This is a genomic window from Sphingomicrobium arenosum (genome assembly GCF_026157085.1).
GTDB lineage: Bacteria > Pseudomonadota > Alphaproteobacteria > Sphingomonadales > Sphingomonadaceae > Sphingomicrobium > Sphingomicrobium arenosum.
On sequence record NZ_JANPVN010000001.1, the window covers coordinates 1706478 to 1725368 of the forward strand.

Below are 18891 nucleotides of genomic sequence, written 5' to 3' on the forward strand. Positions count from 1 at the left end.
CGTCTCTCTCCCTGTTGGCTCACGCCGCTTCCATCAATTTCGCCGCCGCCGCGCGCGCCTCGTCGGTCACCGCCGCGCCCGACAGCATCCGCGCGATTTCCTCGCGCCGCTCGTCCGGCCTGAGCAGTTCGACCGAGGTACGCGTCACCGTGCCATCGCTCGCCTTGGCGATGCGGAAATGATGCTGCCCCCGCGCCGCGACCTGCGGGCTGTGCGTCACCACCAGCACCTGATGCTTCTCCGCCAGCCGCGCCAGCCGTTCGCCGATCGCGCTCGCCACCGCGCCGCCCACGCCGCGGTCGATCTCGTCGAAGATGATCGTGCCCGCCCCGCCGACCTCGGCCAGCGCCACGCGGATCGCCAGCAGGAAGCGCGACAATTCGCCGCCGCTCGCGATCTTGCCCAAGGGCCCGAAGGGCGAGCCCGGATTTGTCGAGATCGTGAATTCGACCCTGTCGATGCCCTGCGGCCCCGGATCGGCAGGCTGCACCTCGGTCACGAACCGCGCATCGCCGAGCTTCAGCGGCGCCAGTTCCTCGGCCACCCGCGCATCCAATCGCGCTGCCGCCTCCTCGCGCGCGCCCGAGACGACATCCGCCGCCTCGTCATAGGCCGCCTCGGCCGCGACGATCTCCCCCTCGAGCGCCGCCAGTCGCTCGCTTCCGGTCTCGATCGCCGAGCGCTTCTCGTGCAATTCCTCGCGCAGCCGTGCCAGCCCCTCGACCTCGACCCGATGCTTTCGCGCCGCGCCGCGCAATGCGAACAACCGTTCCTCGGCCTCGTCCAGCGCGCGCGGGTCATGGACGAGGTCGGCGCGTGCCTCGGCAAACAGCCGCTCGGCCTCGTCCGCCTCGATGATCGCGCGGTCGATCGCCGCCAGCGCGCCCGCCAGCCCCTCATGCACCTCATGCACCCGCTGGAACGCCCGCGCCGCCTGCCGCATCTGCGCCAGCGCGCCCTCGCCGCCGTTCAACAGGGGATCGATGCCCGACAGATCATCCTCGATCCGCGCCGCATCCTTCATCTGCTGGCGCATCCCGGCGAGCTCTTCCTCCTCGCCCGCCATGGGGTTCAAGTCATCGAGTTCGGCAATGGCATGATCGAGCCATTCGCGGTCCGCCGCCGCGGCCTCGGCCTGCGCCGCAAGGTCCGCGCGCTCCTTGCGCAATGCCGACAGCGTGCGCCACGCCGCCTCGACTGCGCTGAGGTCCACCTGCCCGAACGCATCGAGCAGCCCGCGATGGGCGCGCGCATCGAGCAATCCGCGATCGGCATGCTGGCCGTGGATCTCGACCATCGTCTCGCCCAGTGCGCGCATGATCTTGGCGGGCACGCTGTTGCCGGCAATCCGGCCACTCGACCCGCCATCGGCTTTCAAGCGACGCTGCAAGATCAGCGGTTCGCCCGGCTCGACCTCGATCTCTTCCTCCTCGAGCAGCGCGAGCGCGGCATGGCCGGGGGGCAGCTCGATCTCGGCCACCGCCTCGGCCTTGTCGGCGCCGTCGCGCACCAGCGCACTATCGGCCCGCGCACCGAGCGCCAGTCCGAGCGCATCGAGGAGGATCGACTTGCCCGCCCCAGTCTCGCCGGTGAGCACGGTCAGCCCGCCGGCAAAGTCCAGCTCGAGCCGCTCGACCAGCACGATGTCGCGGATGCCGAGCCGGCTGAGCATCAGTCCTTATCCTTGCGGGCTATGTTCCTGCATGAGGCGATAGCTGCGCTCATACCATTTGCTGTCGGGGAAGTTGGCGCCCAGCGTCGCGGCGGCCTTTTGCGCTTCGGCGGGAATGCCGAGCGCGAGATAGCTTTCGACCAGCCGGTGCAGCGCCTCGGGCGTGTGGCTCGTCGTCTCGTAATCGTCGATGACCTTGCGGAAACGCACCGAGGCGGCGAGCCAGCGACGATTGTCCTGGTAGAAGCGCCCGACCTCCATCTCCTTGCCCGCCAGCTGATCGTTGACGAGGTCGACCTTGATGCGCGCATCGGCGGCATAGCGGCTGTTGGGATAGCGGCGGATGAGTTCGCCGAACGAGGCGCGCGCCTGGCTCGTGATCTTCTGGTCGCGGCTGATATCCTCGATCTGGCGATAATAGCTCATCGCGATGAGGTAATGCGCATAAGGCGCATCCTTGTTGCCCGGATGGATCGACAGGAAGCGCTGCGCGGTCGACACCGTCTCGGGAAAATTGCCGTCCATATAATGCGAAAAGGCGCTCATCAGCTGCGCGCGGCGGGCCCATACCGAATAGGGATGCTGGCGCTCGACCTCGGAGAAAATGAGCGCGGCGCGGTCCCAATTGCCGCGATCGGCATTTTCCTTGCCCAGCGCGTAGAGCGTGTTGACGTCGCGCGCGACATAAGCGGTGTCGATCGCCTCGGTGCCGCCCCCGGAGGCGCAGGCGGAAAGCGGAAGGGCGATGATGGCAGCGGACAGCGCCGCGCGGATGGGACCAATGGACATGACTGTTTCTCTAACCTTCCGGATGGGACTCGCCAAGGGCTAAGGCGTGGATCGCGCGGCGCGTCAGACGACTGCGCCGTCGTCCCTGCGTTGCTTGTCCTCGCTGTCCTCATCATGAATGAAGCTGTCCGACGTCACCCCGAGGAAGACGAGGATCGGCGCCGAGATGTAGATCGAGCTGTAGGTACCCACGAACAGGCCGAGGAAGATGGCCACCGTCAGCCCGAAGATCACCTTGGGACCGAGGACCAGCAGCGCACCGATCGCGAGCAGCAGCGTCAAGGAGGTCGAGATCGTCCGCGCCAGCGTCTCGTTCAATGACAGGTTGATCTGCTCGACGATCCCCATCTTCCTGTATTTGCGCAAATTCTCGCGAATACGATCATAGATGACGACCGTGTCGTTGATCGTGTAGCCGATCACCGTCAGGAACGCCGCGACGATATTGAGGTCGACCTGCAACTGCGTGATCGAGAAGAAGGCGAGCAACACGCCCACGTCGTGGAACAGCGTCGCCAGCGCCCCCACCCCGAACTGCCATTCGAAGCGCAGCCAGATGTAGATCGCGATCCCGAGCGAGCCGAGCACGAGACTCAATGTCCCGTCCATCGCCAGTTCCTCGGACACGTTGCCCGACACCGATTCGCCCGACCCCACGTCGGCCCCCGGATATTCGGCGACGAGCATGTCGCGCACGGTCGACACCACTGCATTGGCCGCCGCCTCGTCGCCCTCGGGCTTGGGCAGGCGGATGCGATAGCTGGTATCCGACCCGAATTGCTGGATCGAGGCATCGCCGACCTCGAGCGCATTCACCTTGGCGCGCAGCTCCTCGATCTCGACGCCTTGCGCGAAATCGACCTGGACCGACTGCCCCCCGACGAAGTCGATGCCGAGGTTGAGGCCGCGCGTGAAGGTCAGGGCAAAGCCCGCGACCGCCATCGCCATCGTGATCCAGATGGCGATGTTGCGCCAGCGCATGAAGTCGATGTTGGTGTTGTCGGGGACAAGCTTGAGCAATTTCATGATGTTTTCCCGCCCCGTCAGATGTTGAGCGTCTTGGGACGCGCCTTGCGCGCCCAGCGCGCCACCAGCATCCGGGTGAAGACGACCGCGGTCCAGACCGAGGTGACGGTGCCGATCAGGAGCACGACGGCAAAGCCGCGGATGGGCCCCGAGCCGAAGTAGAACATGATCGCCGCCGCGATGGTGTTGGTGATGTTGGCATCGAAGATCGCCGTCGAGGCTTCCCTGTAGCCATGTTCGATCGCGTCATAGACCTTGCGCCCGCGCCGCAATTCCTCGCGGATGCGCTCGTTGATCAGCACGTTGGCGTCGACCGCCGCGCCCATCGTCAGCACGAAACCGGCGATGCCCGGCAACGTCAGCGTCGCGTTGAACATCGCCATGGCGGCGAGGATCAGGAAGGCGTTCACGATGAGCGCGGTGTTGGCATAGACGCCGAACCGCCCATAGGTGACGAGCATGTAGACGACGACCGCCAGCGTACCGAGAATGGCCGCGAGCGTGCCCTTCTCGATCGAATCCTTGCCAAGGTCCGCCGACACCGTGCGCTCCTCGACCACGTCCAGCTTCACCGGCAACTTGCCCGAGGACAAAGCGATGGCGAGATCGTTGGCGCTGTCGACGGTGAAATTGCCGCTGATCTGCGCCTGCCCGCCGAGGATCGGCTCGTTGATGTTGGGCGCCGAGAGCACCTGCCCGTCGAGCAGCATGGCGAACGGCTTTTGCACATTCTCCTGCGTCGTCCGCCCGAAGCGGCGCGCGCCCTGGCTGTTGAACTTGAGGCTGACCACCGGATTGCCATCCTGGTCGAAGCTCTGATTGGCATCGGCGAGCTGGTCGCCCGACACGATGATGCGGCGCTTCAGCGCGATCTGGGGCACGCCGTCGGCGGTCGAATAACCGACGAAGGGCAGCCCGAGCGGCGCATCGGGATAGGGCGCGATCTCGCTGCCCACCGGGGCGCGGCCGGCATTGAGTTCGCCCGGATTGGCTTCGAGGTCGACGAGCTTGAACTCGAGCCGCGCGGTGCGCCCGATGAGGTTCTTGAGCGCCTCGGGATCCTCGACGCCCGGCACCTGCACGAGGACGCGGTTCTCGCCCTGCGTGCGCACCGTCACCTCGCGCGTGCCCGACGGGTCGATACGGCGGCGCACGACGTCGCGCGCGACCGTCACCGCGTCCGACAAGGCGTTCGCGGCGCCTTCGGGGGTGGGGGTCAGGATGATGCGGGTCGAATCCTCGACCGACACGGTCCAGTCGCGCTGGCCGGTCAGCCCGACGGGCTGGGTCATCGCACGCAGCCGCTCGACCGCTTCATCAAGCTGCGAGGGGTCGCGCACCATGAAGGACAGGCGCCCATCGGCGGTCGACACGTCGCCGATCCGCACGCGCGGGTCGGCGCGCAGCTCGGTCTGGACATTATCTTCCTGCGCGGTCAGCCGCTGCTTGGCGAGATCCTCGGCATCGGCCTCGAGCAGCAGGTAGGAACCGCCCGCAAGGTCGAGCCCGAGGCTGATCCGGCTTTGCGGCAGGAAGTCGGGATAGCTTTCGAGCTGCTCTTCCGAAAGCAGGCTCGGGATGGCCATGAGGATGCCGGCGGCAATGATGCCCCAGATCGCCCAGACCTTCCAACGCGCAAATTCGAGCATCGGTCGATGTCCTAGTCGTTGGCCGGCTTGGCGGTCTTGTCGGTGACGCTGGCGAGCATCGATTTGACGCTGCGCACCTTCAGCCCGCCGCCAAGATCGACCTCGACTTCATCGTCCATCACCTTGGTGACCTTGCCGATGAGACCGCCGCCGGTGATCACCCGATCGCCCTTCTTGACCGCCGCCAGCTCCGCCTGATGCTCGCGCATCTTCTTCTGCTGCGGACGGATGAGCAGCATGTAGAAGATGATGAAAATGAGCAGCAGCGGGAACAGCTGGAAGAAGAAGGCGGCCGCGCCCGAGGGTTCGGCGGCGGCGGCGGCGATAAGGTGGATCATGTCGTCTCGTCTCTTGGCTAGGCGGGAACGCCCGGGTCCACCAAAGGGTTGGAACCGGCCCCCCGAAATTCAAGTCGCGGGTCCGCTACCATGGGCGAAAATGTTTTGCCAGAGATGCTTGCATGGGGGCCGATGTGCCGCTAGAGGCCGCTTCGTCCCGCGACGACCCAAACGGTCGCGGGCCGGTCGGGGAGTAGCGCAGCCTGGTAGCGCATCACACTGGGGGTGTGGGGGTCGCAGGTTCGAATCCTGTCTCCCCGACCATTTTTCAAGAAAGCTTGAACCAAATCGTCCGGGGGACGATTTGCGCTGTCATGAAAAATGGTCGCCGAAGCCGACGGATGTCGCGTAGAGCCGTACGACGCCTCTTCTTTGCGTCATCCCAGCGAAGGCTGGGATCCATGCCGCCGAGACTAAACGACACCTTCTTGCTAGTGAATCGGCATAGGCCCCAGCCTCCGCTGGGGCGACGGGGATGAATATTGGCCAGCCGTAAGCGTAAAAAACAGCGCAAATCGAGCAGCAAGCATCGCTGGCCGCGTGCCATCGCACTCGTCCTCCTCGCCCCCATCGCCGCCTATCTCGGCCTCGCCCTCCTCGGCAGCCTCATCCCCGTCAACGCCGACTGGGAGGAAGCCGAAACGGGCATCCCTATCTATCTCACCGACAATGGCGTCCATCTCGACATCGTCATGCCGATCGAGGCCGCGGGCGTCAGCTGGGCACCCTATTTCCCCGGCACCGACCTCGCCCAGCCCGCATGGGCCAATGCCGGTCACGTCATGATCGGCTCGGGCGACCGCGGCGTCTATACCGAGGCCAAGGACTGGGGCGACCTCAGGGCAAGCACCGCCTTTGGCGCCCTCTTTGCGGGCAACCGCGTCATGCACGTCCAATATGTCGACGCCCCCCAGCGCTTCGCCGCCGCCGAAATCCGCCTCACGCCCGCGCAATATCGCCGCCTGTGGCAATCGGTCCGCGCCAGCTTCGACCTGTCCGAGGACGGCTGGCCCCAGCGGCTCGACACGCCGGGCTACTGGCCCTCCGACGCCTTTTACGAAGGCCGCGGCAGTTTCAACGCGGCGATGACCTGCAACCAGTGGGTCGCCCGCCAACTGCGCATCGCCGGGGTTGAAAGCTCGCTCTGGAGCCCCTTCTCCAAGGGCCTCCCCTGGCGCTACCGCGCGCCCGACGCCGCCACCGACTAGAGGACGTAACGCGACAAATCGGTATCGCCCGCGATATCCTTCAGCTGCGTCTCGACGAAGGCGGCATCGACCACCACCGTCTCGCCCTTGCGATCCTCGGCCTCGAAGCTGACGTCCTCGAGCAGTCGCTCCATCACCGTCTGCAGGCGCCGCGCGCCGATATTCTCGACGCTCTCGTTGACGTCCGCCGCAATGCGCGCCAGCGCCTCGATGCCCTCGTCGGTGAATTCCACCGTCACCTCCTCGGTGCCGAGCAGCGCGCGATACTGGTCGGTCAGGCTCGCCCGCGTATCCTTGAGGATCGCCACGAAATCCTCCTTGGTCAGCGCGCGGAGCTCGACCCGGATCGGCAGGCGCCCCTGCAATTCGGGCAGCATGTCGCTGGGCTTGGCGACATGGAAGGCGCCCGAGGCGATGAACAATATATGGTCGGTCTTCAGCGGCCCATATTTGGTCGCCACCGTCGTCCCCTCGATCAGCGGCAGCAGGTCGCGCTGCACGCCCTCGCGGCTGACCGACCCGCCGCGCACGTCGCTGACCGCGATCTTGTCGATCTCGTCGAGGAAGACGATGCCATTGGCCTCGGCATCCTCCAGCGCAGCACGGTTCACATCGTCGTCGTCGAGCCGCTTGTCGGCCTCTTCCTCGACCAGCCGGTCATAGGCGGCGGGCACTTTCAGCTTGCGCTTCTTCCTCGGCATCTGGCCGCCCATGCGCTTCATCATGTCGCCAAGATTGATCATCCCGATGCCGCCCTGGCCGGGCACGTCGAAGGGCGAGGAGGGCGCCTCGACCACCTCGATCTCCACTTCGGCCTGATCGAGGCTGCCGTCGCGAAAGCGCTCGGCAAAGCTCGCCCGCGTCGCATCGCTCGCCGTATTGCCGGTCAGCGCATCGAGGAGCCGCTCCAGCGCCGCTTCCTCGGCCGCGCGCTTGACCTTGCGCCGTCGCCGGTCACGCTCCAACCGCACCGCTTCCTCGACGAGGTCGCGGGCAATCTGCTCGACGTCGCGGCCGACATAGCCGACCTCGGTGAACTTGGTCGCCTCGATCTTGATGAAGGGCGCATCGGCCAGTTTCGCCAGCCGCCGCGAGATCTCGGTCTTGCCGCAGCCCGTCGGCCCGATCATCAGGATATTCTTGGGCGTCACCTCGGCGCGCAATTCGGGGCCCAGCTGCTGGCGCCGCCAGCGATTGCGAAGCGCTACCGCCACGGCTTTCTTGGCGTCCTTCTGGCCGATGATATGCTCGTCCAGCGCCGCCACGATCGCCTTGGGGGTCAGCGGCTGCGCCTTGGTGATGGGGATATGTTCGTTCATCGCTTATACCGTCTCGACCGTCAGATTGTCGTTGGTGAAGACGCACACCTCGGCGGCGATCTGCATCGCCTTGCGCGCCAGTTTCTCGGCATCCTGTTCGTAATCCGACAGCGCCTTGGCCGCCGCGAGCGCATAATTGCCGCCCGACCCGATCGCCGCGATCCCTCCCTCGGGCTCGAGCACGTCGCCGTTACCCGTCACGATCAGCATCGTGTCGGGATCGGCAACGATCATCATCGCCTCGAGATTGCGAAGATATTTGTCGGTGCGCCAGTCCTTGGCGAGCTCCACCGCCGCGCGCATCAGCTTGCCACTATGCGCTTCCAGCTTCTTCTCCAGCCGCTCGAACAGGGTGAAGGCATCGGCGGTCGCGCCGGCAAAGCCCCCCACCACCTTGCCCTCGCGCCCGAGGCGGCGGACCTTGATGGCATTGGGCTTCATGACGGTATTGCCTAAGGACACCTGCCCATCGCCCGCGACGACGGTCGTGCCGCCACGCTTGATGCCGATGATGGTGGTGCCGTGAAATTTGGGTGTATCGCTCATGATCCCGGATGTGGGGAGCGCGCCGCCCTTTTTTCAAGGGATCAGCAGTCGCGCTCCGCCCGGAAATTGGCCGCGCGCCGCTTGAGCCGCGCATGGAAATCCTCGGTCGTCCCCATGATGTTCGAAGGCTTGGCAATGTCTTCGACCGGCGTGCCGATGCGCACCCGCATCAGCTGCACCTCGCGATCCTCGAGCATGCGCTCGGTAAAGAGCCCGTCGGCGATCATCGCTTCCACCGCCTCGCGCGCGCCCGCTGCCTCGGGACCGAGGCGGCACAGCGCGCGCTGCGCCGCATTTATCGACAGGTCGTGATATTTGACGACCTTCCCCCGCTCATAGGCTGCAGCCCCCGACAATCGTTCCCCCGCCAGCGTCCGCCGCCGCCATTCGAGCTCGGATCGCAGGATTCCGACCAAAAGCGGTACCGCCGCCGCGCCGCGATCCGCCTGCCGCTCGATCAGCGCGGGGGCGTTGAGCCGCCGCTCGGCATTTTCCACCACCGCGCGCTCGGTCGCACTCAGCTCGGCATAGGCGCCCGCAGGCTGCGCCTTGATGACATGTTCGAGGTGATGCATCTCGCCGCGCGCCTTGGGGTCGGCGGGCAGTTCGGCAAGCCGCTCGATCGCCGCCTCGCGCAGCATTGTCACGTCGTCCATCTTCTCGATCGGATAGACCAGCGCGGTGAAATTGGTGACCCGCCGATCCTCGATGAGCGCCTCGATCAGGGCCGCATCCGCCGCATCTACGCTCGGCTTGCCGGCGCCCGGCGCGGCCCGCCAATTGGCAAAGCTGCCAAGCCAGGCATTGACCATGTCGAGCGCGGGATCGCCCTTCCCCCGGGTCGGATCGGCGAGGAAGGCGGCGATCGCCCCGCGTGCATCGTCCCGCGCCGCCTCGCGCGACACCGACAGGCGGATGGTCGTATGCTCATCGAGCAGCGAGCTTTGGGCGATCCCCTGATAGATGTTGCGATCCCCGAGCGTCTGGCGCGCCCAGGCGAAATGCGCGTTTTCCATCGCCCCGGTGAAGCCCACCATCAGCGGCACCTTGGTCTGTTGCACCTTGGTCTTCGAGACGCGCAGGGCCAGCCGATCCCCCGCATAAAGCTCCAGCCGCTTATGCTCGAGCCGCCCGTTGGCAAGGCTCCAGCGCCCTGCCGCCTCGCCCACCATCATGTCTTGCGAGACGATGGTGACATCGGGCGTCTCCACCAGCGCCTCGACCCGCTCGATGCACAGTTCCTTCTCGTCCATCGCGGCCGCCATCGACAGCATCAAGCTCTCATCGAGCCCGTCGCCGCGCGACAGCCCCACGCTCGTGGCACAGGCCCCCCGCGGGCGCAGCACGAAGCGCGCTTCCTTCCCGCTGATCGTTTCGATGACGCTGACCCCCGTGACCCCGGGCGTGAACAACAGCGCCTGGCACAGAGGCCGGCACAGATAACCCGGATCCTCATCGATCCGCCCGGCGCGCTGCGGGTCCTGCCGCCCGCCGAGGTGACGGCGGCTCGCTTCGTAGCGCACCAGCACCTCGCCGCGCACCTCGATGGGCGTATCGGGCAGCAGGTCGGGCTCGTCCACCTCGCGATAGGCCGTCGCGCCGACGGCGTTGAACGGCTGCGGGATCGCCCACAGGAGCGCATAGGTCAGCACCGCCGCGACCGCGACCGCGCGCCACTCGCCGATCATGCCGTGCAAGGGAAACCAGAAGGCCGCGAAAGTGGCGCTGTAGAGGAATGCCGTCGGCAACAGCGACATCAACAGACCGGGGATGATCAGCATGAAGAAGCCGATCGTGACGAGGCTCGGCGCCCCGATGACGATGAACGACCCGATTCCGCTGAACAGCAGCCACCCCAACAACAAACGCGCCATGTCCGTCCCCCCGAACGCGAAACCGATCGCTAGCCTAGGCGCGCCTTCAGGAATTGCGCAAGATCGCCCGCGATGTCGGCCTTTTCGCTCAACGGGCTGAACGCCTTCAGCGGGTCCGAGTGGGTCAGCCCGCGATAGAGCTTCAACTCCGCCTCGCCGCCTGCCGCGCGGATACGCCGCGCCAGCTGCTGCGCGTTCCTTGCCCGCACGATGATGTCGGCGGTGCCGTGCTGGAGCAGCATCGGCGGTGCCTCGCCATGCGCGAAGTGGATGGGCTGCGTTTCGTGCGCGGGCTCGTGCGCCCCCAGCGCCGCGATCGCGCGCGGATCGACGAAGGGCAGGAAATTGGTCGGCGCCGACAGGAGCGCCGCCGCCTTGATCGCGCCGCTTTCCACGGCGGCCGCCTGCAGATAGCGCCCGTCGAGGCTGAGGATGCCGGCAAGGTGCCCGCCCGCACTATGCCCCGCGACCGCGATGCGGCCCGCATCGCCGCCCAGCTCAGGGCCCCGCTCGACCGCCCATTTCACGGCGAGCGCGCCATCCTCGATGAAGGCGGGGAAGCGATGTTCGGGCGCGAGGCGATAATCGGGCATCACCACCATATATCCACGCGCCGCCATCGCCCGTGCGACCCAGCCGAATTCGCCGCGCTCGCCCTTCACCCAGCCGCCGCCATAGAAGAAGACCAGCATCGGCAGCGGCGCCGTCCCGCGCCGCACCGGCAGATAGACGTCGAGCTTCTGGCGCGGATGGTCGCCATAGGAAACGCCGCGCGCGATCAAGCGCGCCGCATCCTTGGGCTCGCGCACCTTGCTGAGCCGGTCGAACAGCGCGATCGGCGACACGCCGACCTTTTCCAGCGCATAAAGCGAGGTCTCGCCCGCCACCGCGAGCCGCCGCGCCCAGCGCCGCGCGCGCCGCCGCGCCTGCGGCGACACCGGCGCGCGGATCTTGTCGCGAGGAGGCAATTCCAGTTTCATATCGCTATCTAGCCTAGCAGATGGTCGACGCGCGAACAATCTGGATCAAAGCCCCAGCCGGGTGAAAAATCCACGCTTTGTCACCTTGGCGTGTGCGGCGCGATGCCGCGCCTCGCACGCCTCGACGATGCTCAGCGCATCGCGCGTGCGCGCATTGGCCTGGTCGAGCCGCCCCGTCTGCGCGTCGGCAAAGGCGACCCAGTCGCCGACGCTTGCCGCATCGGGCGGAAGTTGCGCGCCCGCCACGCCAACGCGCCAGTCAGCGGGGACCAGCCCCGCGCAATCTGCAGCGCTCGTCGTCACGATAGGCGGCGCGGCGACACAGGCCGTCAAGCCCGGCGCCATGCACGCCAGCATCCACCATCGCATCGGCACCTGTCGCATCGCGTATCTCCTTGTCATTGGCGCGGGTCAGCGCCTCGCTGTCACTCGCGGCGCGGGCATGGGCGCCGACCGCCTCGACCGCCTCGCGTCCCGCCGCCGCCTCGGCCCGCGCGCCCTCGCGCTCGGCCCGCGCCTGCGCCGCCGCCTGCCGCGCCTGGCGCTGACAGGCGAGCGGCAGCAGCAGCGCCCCGACCAGCACCGCGACCAGCGCCGCGCGCAGCAACGACGACAGGCCCTGCCACCATCGGCCCAGCCCTCCGCTCACTGCGCGCCCTCATCGGGATGGCGCGCGCCCCCGTCGGCCTCGAACTCGGCGCCGAATGCCCGCGCCTTCACGCTGCGCCGATTGATCGCCAGCCCGAGGCTCAGCAGCACCGTCCCGATGATCATCAAGAGCCCGTAATTGGACCGCGCCAAGGCCTTCAGCGCGGGTAGCGCGAGCGCCTCCTCGCGCTGCCCTGCCGCCGCGATGATCGCCACGATCCACACCGACATGGCGGTCAGCACCCCGGCGCCCACGATGGTTGCGACCAGCGCCACCATTCCGCGCCAGTCGCGCGCGCTCCAGCGCGGCAGCCGCCCCCTCACTTCACCTCGCCCAGCCGGTTGGCGAGCCAGCCATAGAGGAAGCTTTCGTTGGCCGGCCGCTTCTCGGCGAGCCGCAGGTATCGCTCGCCCTGCAGCGCCTCCAGCGCGCGCAGCAGGACCGTTTCGCCCTCCTCGCCGCGCACGTCGAGAAAGCCCTTGAGCGCCGCCAATGTCTTCGGCCCCACCCGCCCGTCGGGGACGAGGTCGGGATAGTCGCGCCCCTGCCGGTTCAAGGCCGTCAGCGCGCGCTGAAGGAAGGTGCTCGCCACCCCCGGCCCCATGTTGGCGCCGGTGTCGAACAATTCGGCCGCCACGGTGGGCGCGAGCAGCGCGACCTCGTCGAAGCGGGGCCTGAGCCAATAGAGCCGCCGATAGATCGCCCGCGCTTCGGCGCGGGGCAACAGCGCCATCGGCCCCGCATAGCCATGCGCACGCGCCACCCGCTCGGTGATGCCGAAGCGCGTCGCCCCGCCCGCATCGTCCTCATGGTGGACATAGCCGCCCTCGCGGTCGATCAGCCCGTCGACCAGCCGGTCGAGAAAATCGACCCGGGCTTCGGGGCTGGAAAATTCACTGGGTCGCATCGTCACCTCTCCTCGTCGAGTCGCTTCGATGTAACCTAATGGGTTATCTGTAGGACAGTCCTTTATCCAAGTTCGCTCCACGCAGGAGCGTGTCCTCGCGGCCACAGCGAGCCGCATTCATGCCGCGCCCCCTCACGCGCCCTTGTCTTGGCGAAGGCCCTTTTGCAACAGTCGCTCCACGTCATTTCAAGGGGCGCAGTACGGCCCCGTCAGGAGAGAAAAAGCCATGACCAAGACCCGCCTTCTCGGCGCCACCATGCTGGCCGCCGCCGCCGCGACCGCCCTGCCGCAGGCCGCCTCGGCCCAGCGCATCGATCGCATCGTCGCCTTCGGGGACAGCTATGCCGACACCGGCAACGCCTTTGCGCTGGGCGGCATCGACCCGCGCACCACCGTGATCTACACCACCGGACGTTTCTCGGGCGGCACCAACTATATCGACACGCTCGCCAATTTGACCGGCGCCGAGGTCGACAATTTCGCCATCGGCGGCGCGATGGCCAACGGCGGCAACGTCAATGCGGGCCTGCCGGGCTTCGGCTATGAGGTCGGCAGCTTCCTCAACGGCGGCTACATCGGCGCCGGCCCCGACGTCTTCCCGTCGGTCTCGGGCACGTTCGACGCCAATGACCTCGTTGCCATCTCGATCGGCGGCAACGACGGCCGCGACTTCCAGCAGGCCGTCGCCGCGGGCGAAGCCACGCTCGCCGACTTCGACGCGGCCGTCGCCGCCACGCTGACGGGTGCCACCACCGGTATCGACCTGCTGGTCGACGCCGGCGCGCAGAACATCAGCTTCCTCTACGGCAACACCGCCAACCTTCCCGAAGTGTTCGGCGAAGACGATCCCGCCACCGCCTTCGGCATTCGCGATGCCTATGCGCAGGATGTGCGCGCGGGCGTCGTCTCGAACCTCGCCGGCCATGCTGCCGACGGCGTGATGGTCCACTTCCTCGACCTCGACGTGGTGTCGAGCGTCATCAATTCGAACCTTGCCGAATTCGGCCTCACCGGTCAGGTCTGCCCGATCTTCGACCTCGCGGCCGCTGCCGGTGGCGACACCTCGAGCCTCGTCTGCGCGCTCGACGCCTCGGTCGCCGACCAATATGTCTTCTACGGCGACGGCGTGCACCTCACCTCGGCGGGCTACGAAATCGTCGCGCGTTACATCAACGCCCAGCTCCAGGCCCCGCTGACCCTCGATGGCCCCTCGGACGTTTCGTTCGAAAACGCCCATCACATGGGCCGCGTCCTCGGCAACCGCCTCGGCGGCACCGCGCCGCGCGACGGCGACTTCGCCGAAGGCCTCAACCTCTATGTCCAGGGCGACGGCTTCACCCGCACCCGCCAGATGGACATGACCACCGACGAATTCGCCATGAACGGCGCGGGCGTCACCGTCGGCGCCGAAATTGGCTTCGGCAATGCCATGCTCGGCGTGGCGGGTCGTTACGGTATGCCCGAAGGCGAATATTTCCGCGGTTCCTCGGCGGTCGATGCGACCAGCCTCACCGGCGCGGTCTATGGCGCCTACGCCCTCGGCCCGATCTTTGCGCAGGCCTATGCGGGCTTCGGTTCGGACAGCTTCGACCTCACCCGCGCCGGCGTGCTCGAAAGCCTGCCGATGACCGCCGAATTCGACGGCGATCACTTCATCGCGGGCGGCAAGCTCGGCTATCTCGGCAACTTCGCGGGCGCGCGCATCGGCCCCGTCGTCGGTCTCGACCATGTCTCGATCGACGTTGACGGCTATGACGAAGGCGGCGACCCCGCCCTCGCCCTCAGTGTCTCCGACGTCTCGCTCTCCTCGCTGCGCGGCCATGCCGGTATCGAGATGCGCGGCGATTTCGAAGGCTATGGCATCCAGATCCGTCCCTATGCGGCCTTCCTCGCCGAACAGGAACTGGACGCGGGTCAGCGCACCCACAGCTTCGCGCAGCTCGCCAGCCCCGAGATCGTCAACAGCTGGACCACCAGCGAGATCGAGGACGGCATGTACGGTCGCTTCAACGGTGGCTTCACCGCGATGCTCTCCTCGGCGATCGACCTCAACGCGGCGATGAGCTTCTCGCTGTGGAAGGACACCGGCAATGACGCGAGCGTCATGGTCGGCCTCGGGCTGGGCTTCTAAGGCCCCGCCCGGCCACCAGCCGAGCCCATGAAAAAGGGGCGGCGGGTCATCGCGACCCGCCGCCCCTTTTCTTTGTTTCGCGACGCGCGATTTACTCGGCGGCGGGCGTCTCTTCGGCGATCAGCGGCGCATCGCCGATCTCGCTTTCCTCCTCGGCGCTGCCGACACAGCGCTCGAGCAGCCCGCGCAGCTCGCCACCCGCCGTCACCACGATCGGATCGACCCCGGTGGCGGTGATGTTGACCGGCTCGTCGGCCGCAAAGGCGGTGCTGATGCTGCTCGCCAGCTCGCCCCGCGCCAGCGTCGCCGTCCAGTTGAACTGGTCTTCCTCGCCCGCCTCGGCGGCGACCACCGGCACGCGCGCCGAGGTGCCGTTACCGACGATCGTCAGCGTCCCCGCGCTGCCCGAGCCGGGCGCGCCATAGCGCGTCAGCACGAGGCCGTCGTCATTGTCGCCGCAGGCGATGCTCAGCGCCGGGCTGGCGGGATCGTTGCCCAGCACCGCCGCGCCCTCGACCATCTGCCAGCTCATGGCATCGGCGGGCAGCGCCGCCGGGCCGTCGTCGTCCGCGCCCTCGCCAAGGGCGGGCGTCTCGACGACCACCTCGTCCAACTCCTCCTCGCTCACCGGTTCGGTGCGCGCGCAGGCGGTGACGAGGAGGGCGGAGCCGATCAGGAGCGATATCTGTTTCATATCCCCTAATTAGGCAGCCCCGCCGCCCTCGCCAAGACCCCCATGCCGGCCGCTCCTAGCGAACGAGGAAAATCTCGCCATCGGCATCGACGATGAGCGGGAAGCGCATGCTGCCGCCGACCGGCTGGTCGTCGACGAGGAAGCTCGCCACCACCGCATCGAGGCTGCCCGCATCGGGCGCGAAGTCCGCATCGCGCCGTTCCCAGCCCGGCAGGCCCCACTCCTGTGCGTAGATCGTCGAATAGGTGAAGATCTTGCCATCGCGCGTCGTGACGAAATAGTCCGACAGGTCGCTCGTCACATAGCTCACCGACGCCGCCCCGGTGATGAGGAAGCTCTCGAGCGCACCCGACCCGCTCCCTTGTTTGAACATCGGGAAGGTCACGCCCTGCGGGCTGTCCGGGGTCCAGCCGGTCGCCATCTCGCCTTCGAACTGCCCCCAGCCGAAATGGTTCGAGCCCGGAGAATTATACTCGTTCACATTATCGTTGAGATCGACCCAGAAATCGCCCGTCAGCACCGGCTTGTGGAAACCGTTCGCATAAAAACTGAGGCTGCCTCCGCCCGACCCGTTGGGCGTGAAATAGCGCACGTTGCCGAACGGATCGCTGGCGCTATAGGCCGCCGCCTTCGAGCCATTGTCGCCCAGCGCCACATCGCGCCCGAAGATGCTGACCCAGATCTCGCCCGGATCGGTGAAGGGCACATTCTCGACCTCGAACGGATCCTGGTCGAGCCCGTTGGCATAATAAAGGATCACCACCTCGCCGGCCATGCGATCGGCCGCGATCAGCCATTCATCGCCATCGCCCGAATCCATGTGCCCGAGCGCAAGGATCGCGTCATGCCCGGTCCCCAGCCCCTTGGGCGTGCCGAGTTCGGTCACCGCCTTGGTGGTCACGTCATATTGCACGAGGCTCATGTCGCTGCGCACCGCAACGACCTGGTTGAAGCCCTTGCGCGTCGCCACGCCGAGCTGGCCCAGCCCGCTCGCCACGCGCACCGCATCGATCCCCTCCTTGGCGTCGGTCACGCTGATCTTGAACAGCTTGCTGTCGCTCTGGCCATTGGCTGTGACGGTCAGTTCGACCTCATAGACATTGTCGCCATTGGCATCGCGCGGCGTCTCGAAGCTCACCGGCGCGCGAAATTCGAAGCGATTGCCCGACTGGCGGAACAGCGCCTGGTCGGCCCCGCCCGACAGCGAGAAGCTCGCCCCCGCCACGCTCGCCGACAATTCGACCGGACCGATATTGTCCTCGGCCACGCTGATATTGCCATTGGTCGTGATCGTCGGCGCGCCGCCACCGCCGCCCGTCGGCGGCGTGCCACCCCCGCCCGAGCTCCCGCCCGAACCGCCACCACAGCCCGACAGGGCCAGCGCCGCGGCGCCAGCCAGCATCAACTTCTTCATGATAAAATTCCCCACAAACGCGTCACATTTTCCGTCCTGCCGGACGTTGTCGCGAGCGCTGCAGCGACGCAAGCATCAAGAATGCGGCGTCGAAATTAGAGCAATGTTCGCGACTTCGGCGCAACAGAATGGCTTGATCTTCGCGCCCTTTGCTCCCCATCTGCCGCCATGACCGACAGCGCCTCCCCTGCGACCAAACCCATCGAGATCGACGACAAGCTCAAGATCCTCGCCCTCCTGCGGCGTCAGTGGCGCCGCCACTTCACCCGCACCGTCGATCACGAAGCCGCGATGGAGCGGCTGCGCGAGGAGAGCCAGGTCGATGCGCGCTACATCTTCATGGTCGCCATGTCCGCGGGCATCGCGGTCCTCGGGCTCATCATGTCCTCGCCCGCCGTGGTCATCGGCGCGATGCTCCTGTCTCCGCTCATGGGGCCGATCATTGGCGCGGGCTTCGCGCTCGCCACCTGGGACGTCAAATGGATGCGCCAATGCGCGCGCGGCCTGTTCTTCGGCGTCCTTGCCGCCGTCCTCTTCGCCGCCCTGCTCTCCGCCCTGAGCCCGATCCAGCAGATCACCAGCGAGATCGCCGCGCGCACCCGCCCCACCCTGCTCGACCTCTTCGTCGCGCTCTTCTCCGCGCTCGCGGGCGCCTATGCCATGATCAAGGGCCGCTCGGGCACCATCGTCGGGGTCGCCATCGCGGTCGCCTTGATGCCGCCATTGGCCGTCGTCGGCTTTGGCCTCGCCACCCTCGACTGGAGCGTGTTCGGCGGCGCGCTCATGCTGTTCACCACCAACCTCGTCACCATCGCCGCCGCCGCCGCCGCCATGGCGCGCTTCTACGGCTTTCGTACCTCGCTCTCGAAAAAGCGCGGGCTCGTCCAGTCGCTCGTCATGATCGCCGCGCTCCTCCTCCTCGCCGTGCCCCTCACCCTGTCCTTGCGCGACATCGCCTTCGAGGCGCAGTCCACCCGCGCCATCAACCAGGCGCTCGCCCGCGAATTCGACAGCCGCGCCGTCATCGACACGCTGACCATCGACTGGGACGCCGAGCCGCTCGCCATTTCCGCCATCGTCCTCACCCCAGACCTGCGCGGGGAAGCGGAGGCGCGCGCCGAGCGTGCCTTGACCGACACGCTCGCCCGCCCCGTGCGCGTCGACATCGAGCAGTTTCAGGTCGATGTCGGCGGCGAGGCCGCCCAGCAGGCCGCGCTTGCCGCAGCCCGCGGGCGCGAGGCCGCCGAGGCCGTCCAGCGCCAGGTCGACACCCTCACCCAGATCGTCTCGATCGTCGCGGGCGTCGACCCCGAGGACGTGCTGGTCGACCGCGAGCATCGCCGCGTCCAGGCCCGCGCCCGCCGCATCCCCGGCGCCGGCTATGGCGCCTATCGTGCCTTCGAGACCCGCATCGCGGAGCGCGTGCCGGGATGGCGCATCGACCTCCAGCCCCCGCTGCTCGCGCCCGAGCCCATCGCGCTCGACGCGGAGGGCAACGCCCCACCCGCCGCGCTCGCCGACGTGGGTTGGGCCGCGCAGCGCCTCGGCCTCGACCTCCTCGCCACCGGCCCCGACGGCGCGCTGGACGCGCTCGACGAGGCACTCGGCGACACCGCGCTCGAGCGCAGGAGCGACCCCGAAGCCCGCAACCTCACGCTGCGCTGGAAGGGTGCCGCGCCCACCGACGATTGACGC

18 protein-coding genes and 1 tRNA gene are annotated in these 18891 nt (G+C 67.3%); 4 read left to right on the forward strand and 15 right to left on the reverse strand.

Going from position 1 to position 18891, the window contains the following annotated elements:
* Positions 1 to 19 precede the first annotated feature (19 nt).
* From recN to yajC, 5 genes are all read right to left on the reverse strand, one after another.
* Positions 20 to 1672, reverse strand: a complete 1653-nt coding sequence (gene recN, locus NUW51_RS08620) for a DNA repair protein RecN (protein ID WP_265587113.1) — start codon at positions 1670 to 1672, stop codon at positions 20 to 22.
* A 6-nt stretch (positions 1673 to 1678) separates the two neighbouring features.
* Complete coding sequence (locus tag NUW51_RS08625; protein WP_265587115.1) at positions 1679 to 2461, reverse strand: outer membrane protein assembly factor BamD; 783 nt, start codon at positions 2459 to 2461, stop codon at positions 1679 to 1681.
* A gap of 63 nt (positions 2462 to 2524) precedes the next feature.
* The gene (gene secF, locus NUW51_RS08630) at positions 2525 to 3487 is read right to left on the reverse strand and encodes a protein translocase subunit SecF (protein ID WP_265587116.1); all 963 of its coding nucleotides are present in this window, start codon (positions 3485 to 3487) and stop codon (positions 2525 to 2527) included.
* Positions 3488 to 3504: 17 nt separating this feature from the next.
* Positions 3505 to 5136, reverse strand: coding sequence for a protein translocase subunit SecD (secD, locus tag NUW51_RS08635; RefSeq protein ID WP_265587117.1), 1632 nt, complete (start codon positions 5134 to 5136; stop codon positions 3505 to 3507).
* Positions 5137 to 5147: 11 nt separating this feature from the next.
* On the reverse strand, positions 5148 to 5474 hold the full coding sequence (gene yajC, locus NUW51_RS08640) for a preprotein translocase subunit YajC (RefSeq protein WP_265587118.1): 327 nt from the start codon (positions 5472 to 5474) through the stop codon (positions 5148 to 5150).
* Between the two features lie 187 nt (positions 5475 to 5661).
* Here yajC and NUW51_RS08645 point away from each other — a divergent pair.
* Together NUW51_RS08645 and NUW51_RS08650 are read left to right on the forward strand one after the other, a co-directional pair.
* Positions 5662 to 5738: transfer RNA gene (locus tag NUW51_RS08645), tRNA-Pro, on the forward strand.
* Between the two features lie 218 nt (positions 5739 to 5956).
* Positions 5957 to 6682 carry a TIGR02117 family protein gene (locus tag NUW51_RS08650; RefSeq protein WP_265587119.1) on the forward strand — a complete coding sequence of 242 codons (726 nt, stop codon included), beginning with the start codon at positions 5957 to 5959 and terminating at the stop codon, positions 6680 to 6682.
* On the opposite strand, the gene hslU is transcribed toward NUW51_RS08650, so the two are convergent.
* Genes hslU through NUW51_RS08690 form a run of 8 tightly spaced genes read right to left on the reverse strand, consistent with a single transcriptional unit; the run spans position 6679 to position 12957 of the window.
* A complete protein-coding gene (gene hslU / locus NUW51_RS08655; protein WP_265587120.1) occupies positions 6679 to 8001 on the reverse strand; it encodes an ATP-dependent protease ATPase subunit HslU in 1323 nt (440 codons plus the stop codon). The two genes, NUW51_RS08650 and hslU, sit on opposite strands and share 4 nt — an antisense overlap.
* A gap of 3 nt (positions 8002 to 8004) precedes the next feature.
* Positions 8005 to 8547 carry an ATP-dependent protease subunit HslV gene (hslV, locus tag NUW51_RS08660; RefSeq protein ID WP_265587121.1) on the reverse strand — a complete coding sequence of 181 codons (543 nt, stop codon included), beginning with the start codon at positions 8545 to 8547 and terminating at the stop codon, positions 8005 to 8007.
* Positions 8548 to 8588: 41 nt separating this feature from the next.
* Entirely contained in the window at positions 8589 to 10421 is a 1833-nt protein-coding gene (locus tag NUW51_RS08665; protein ID WP_265587122.1) for a hypothetical protein, read from the reverse strand.
* A gap of 29 nt (positions 10422 to 10450) precedes the next feature.
* A complete protein-coding gene (locus NUW51_RS08670; RefSeq protein WP_265587123.1) occupies positions 10451 to 11401 on the reverse strand; it encodes an alpha/beta hydrolase in 951 nt (316 codons plus the stop codon).
* Positions 11402 to 11446: 45 nt separating this feature from the next.
* Positions 11447 to 11647 (reverse strand): hypothetical protein, encoded by a 201-nt coding sequence (locus tag NUW51_RS08675; protein WP_265587124.1) that lies wholly within the window; start codon positions 11645 to 11647, stop codon positions 11447 to 11449.
* 13 nt (positions 11648 to 11660) lie between these two features.
* The gene (locus NUW51_RS08680) at positions 11661 to 12050 is read right to left on the reverse strand and encodes a hypothetical protein (RefSeq protein WP_265587125.1); all 390 of its coding nucleotides are present in this window, start codon (positions 12048 to 12050) and stop codon (positions 11661 to 11663) included.
* Positions 12047 to 12373 (reverse strand): hypothetical protein, encoded by a 327-nt coding sequence (locus NUW51_RS08685; RefSeq protein WP_265587126.1) that lies wholly within the window; start codon positions 12371 to 12373, stop codon positions 12047 to 12049. The genes NUW51_RS08680 and NUW51_RS08685 overlap by 4 nt, the downstream gene beginning before the upstream one ends.
* On the reverse strand, positions 12370 to 12957 hold the full coding sequence (locus tag NUW51_RS08690) for a glycoside hydrolase family 108 protein (RefSeq protein WP_265587127.1): 588 nt from the start codon (positions 12955 to 12957) through the stop codon (positions 12370 to 12372). The genes NUW51_RS08685 and NUW51_RS08690 overlap by 4 nt, the downstream gene beginning before the upstream one ends.
* A 226-nt stretch (positions 12958 to 13183) precedes the next feature.
* Between NUW51_RS08690 and NUW51_RS08695 the strand changes: the two genes are divergently transcribed.
* A complete protein-coding gene (locus NUW51_RS08695) occupies positions 13184 to 15088 on the forward strand; it encodes an autotransporter domain-containing protein (RefSeq protein ID WP_265587128.1) in 1905 nt (634 codons plus the stop codon).
* A gap of 91 nt (positions 15089 to 15179) precedes the next feature.
* Here the strand turns inward: NUW51_RS08695 and NUW51_RS08700 are convergent, their stop codons facing one another.
* On the reverse strand, positions 15180 to 15782 hold the full coding sequence (locus NUW51_RS08700) for a hypothetical protein (RefSeq protein ID WP_265587129.1): 603 nt from the start codon (positions 15780 to 15782) through the stop codon (positions 15180 to 15182).
* A 55-nt stretch (positions 15783 to 15837) separates the two neighbouring features.
* Positions 15838 to 17196: a hypothetical protein gene (locus NUW51_RS08705; protein ID WP_265587130.1), complete on the reverse strand. Its 1359-nt coding sequence runs from the start codon at positions 17194 to 17196 to the stop codon at positions 15838 to 15840.
* 168 nt (positions 17197 to 17364) lie between these two features.
* Here NUW51_RS08705 and NUW51_RS08710 point away from each other — a divergent pair, with 168 nt between their 5' ends.
* Positions 17365 to 18888: a TIGR00341 family protein gene (locus tag NUW51_RS08710; protein WP_265587131.1), complete on the forward strand. Its 1524-nt coding sequence runs from the start codon at positions 17365 to 17367 to the stop codon at positions 18886 to 18888.
* Positions 18889 to 18891 lie beyond the last annotated feature (3 nt).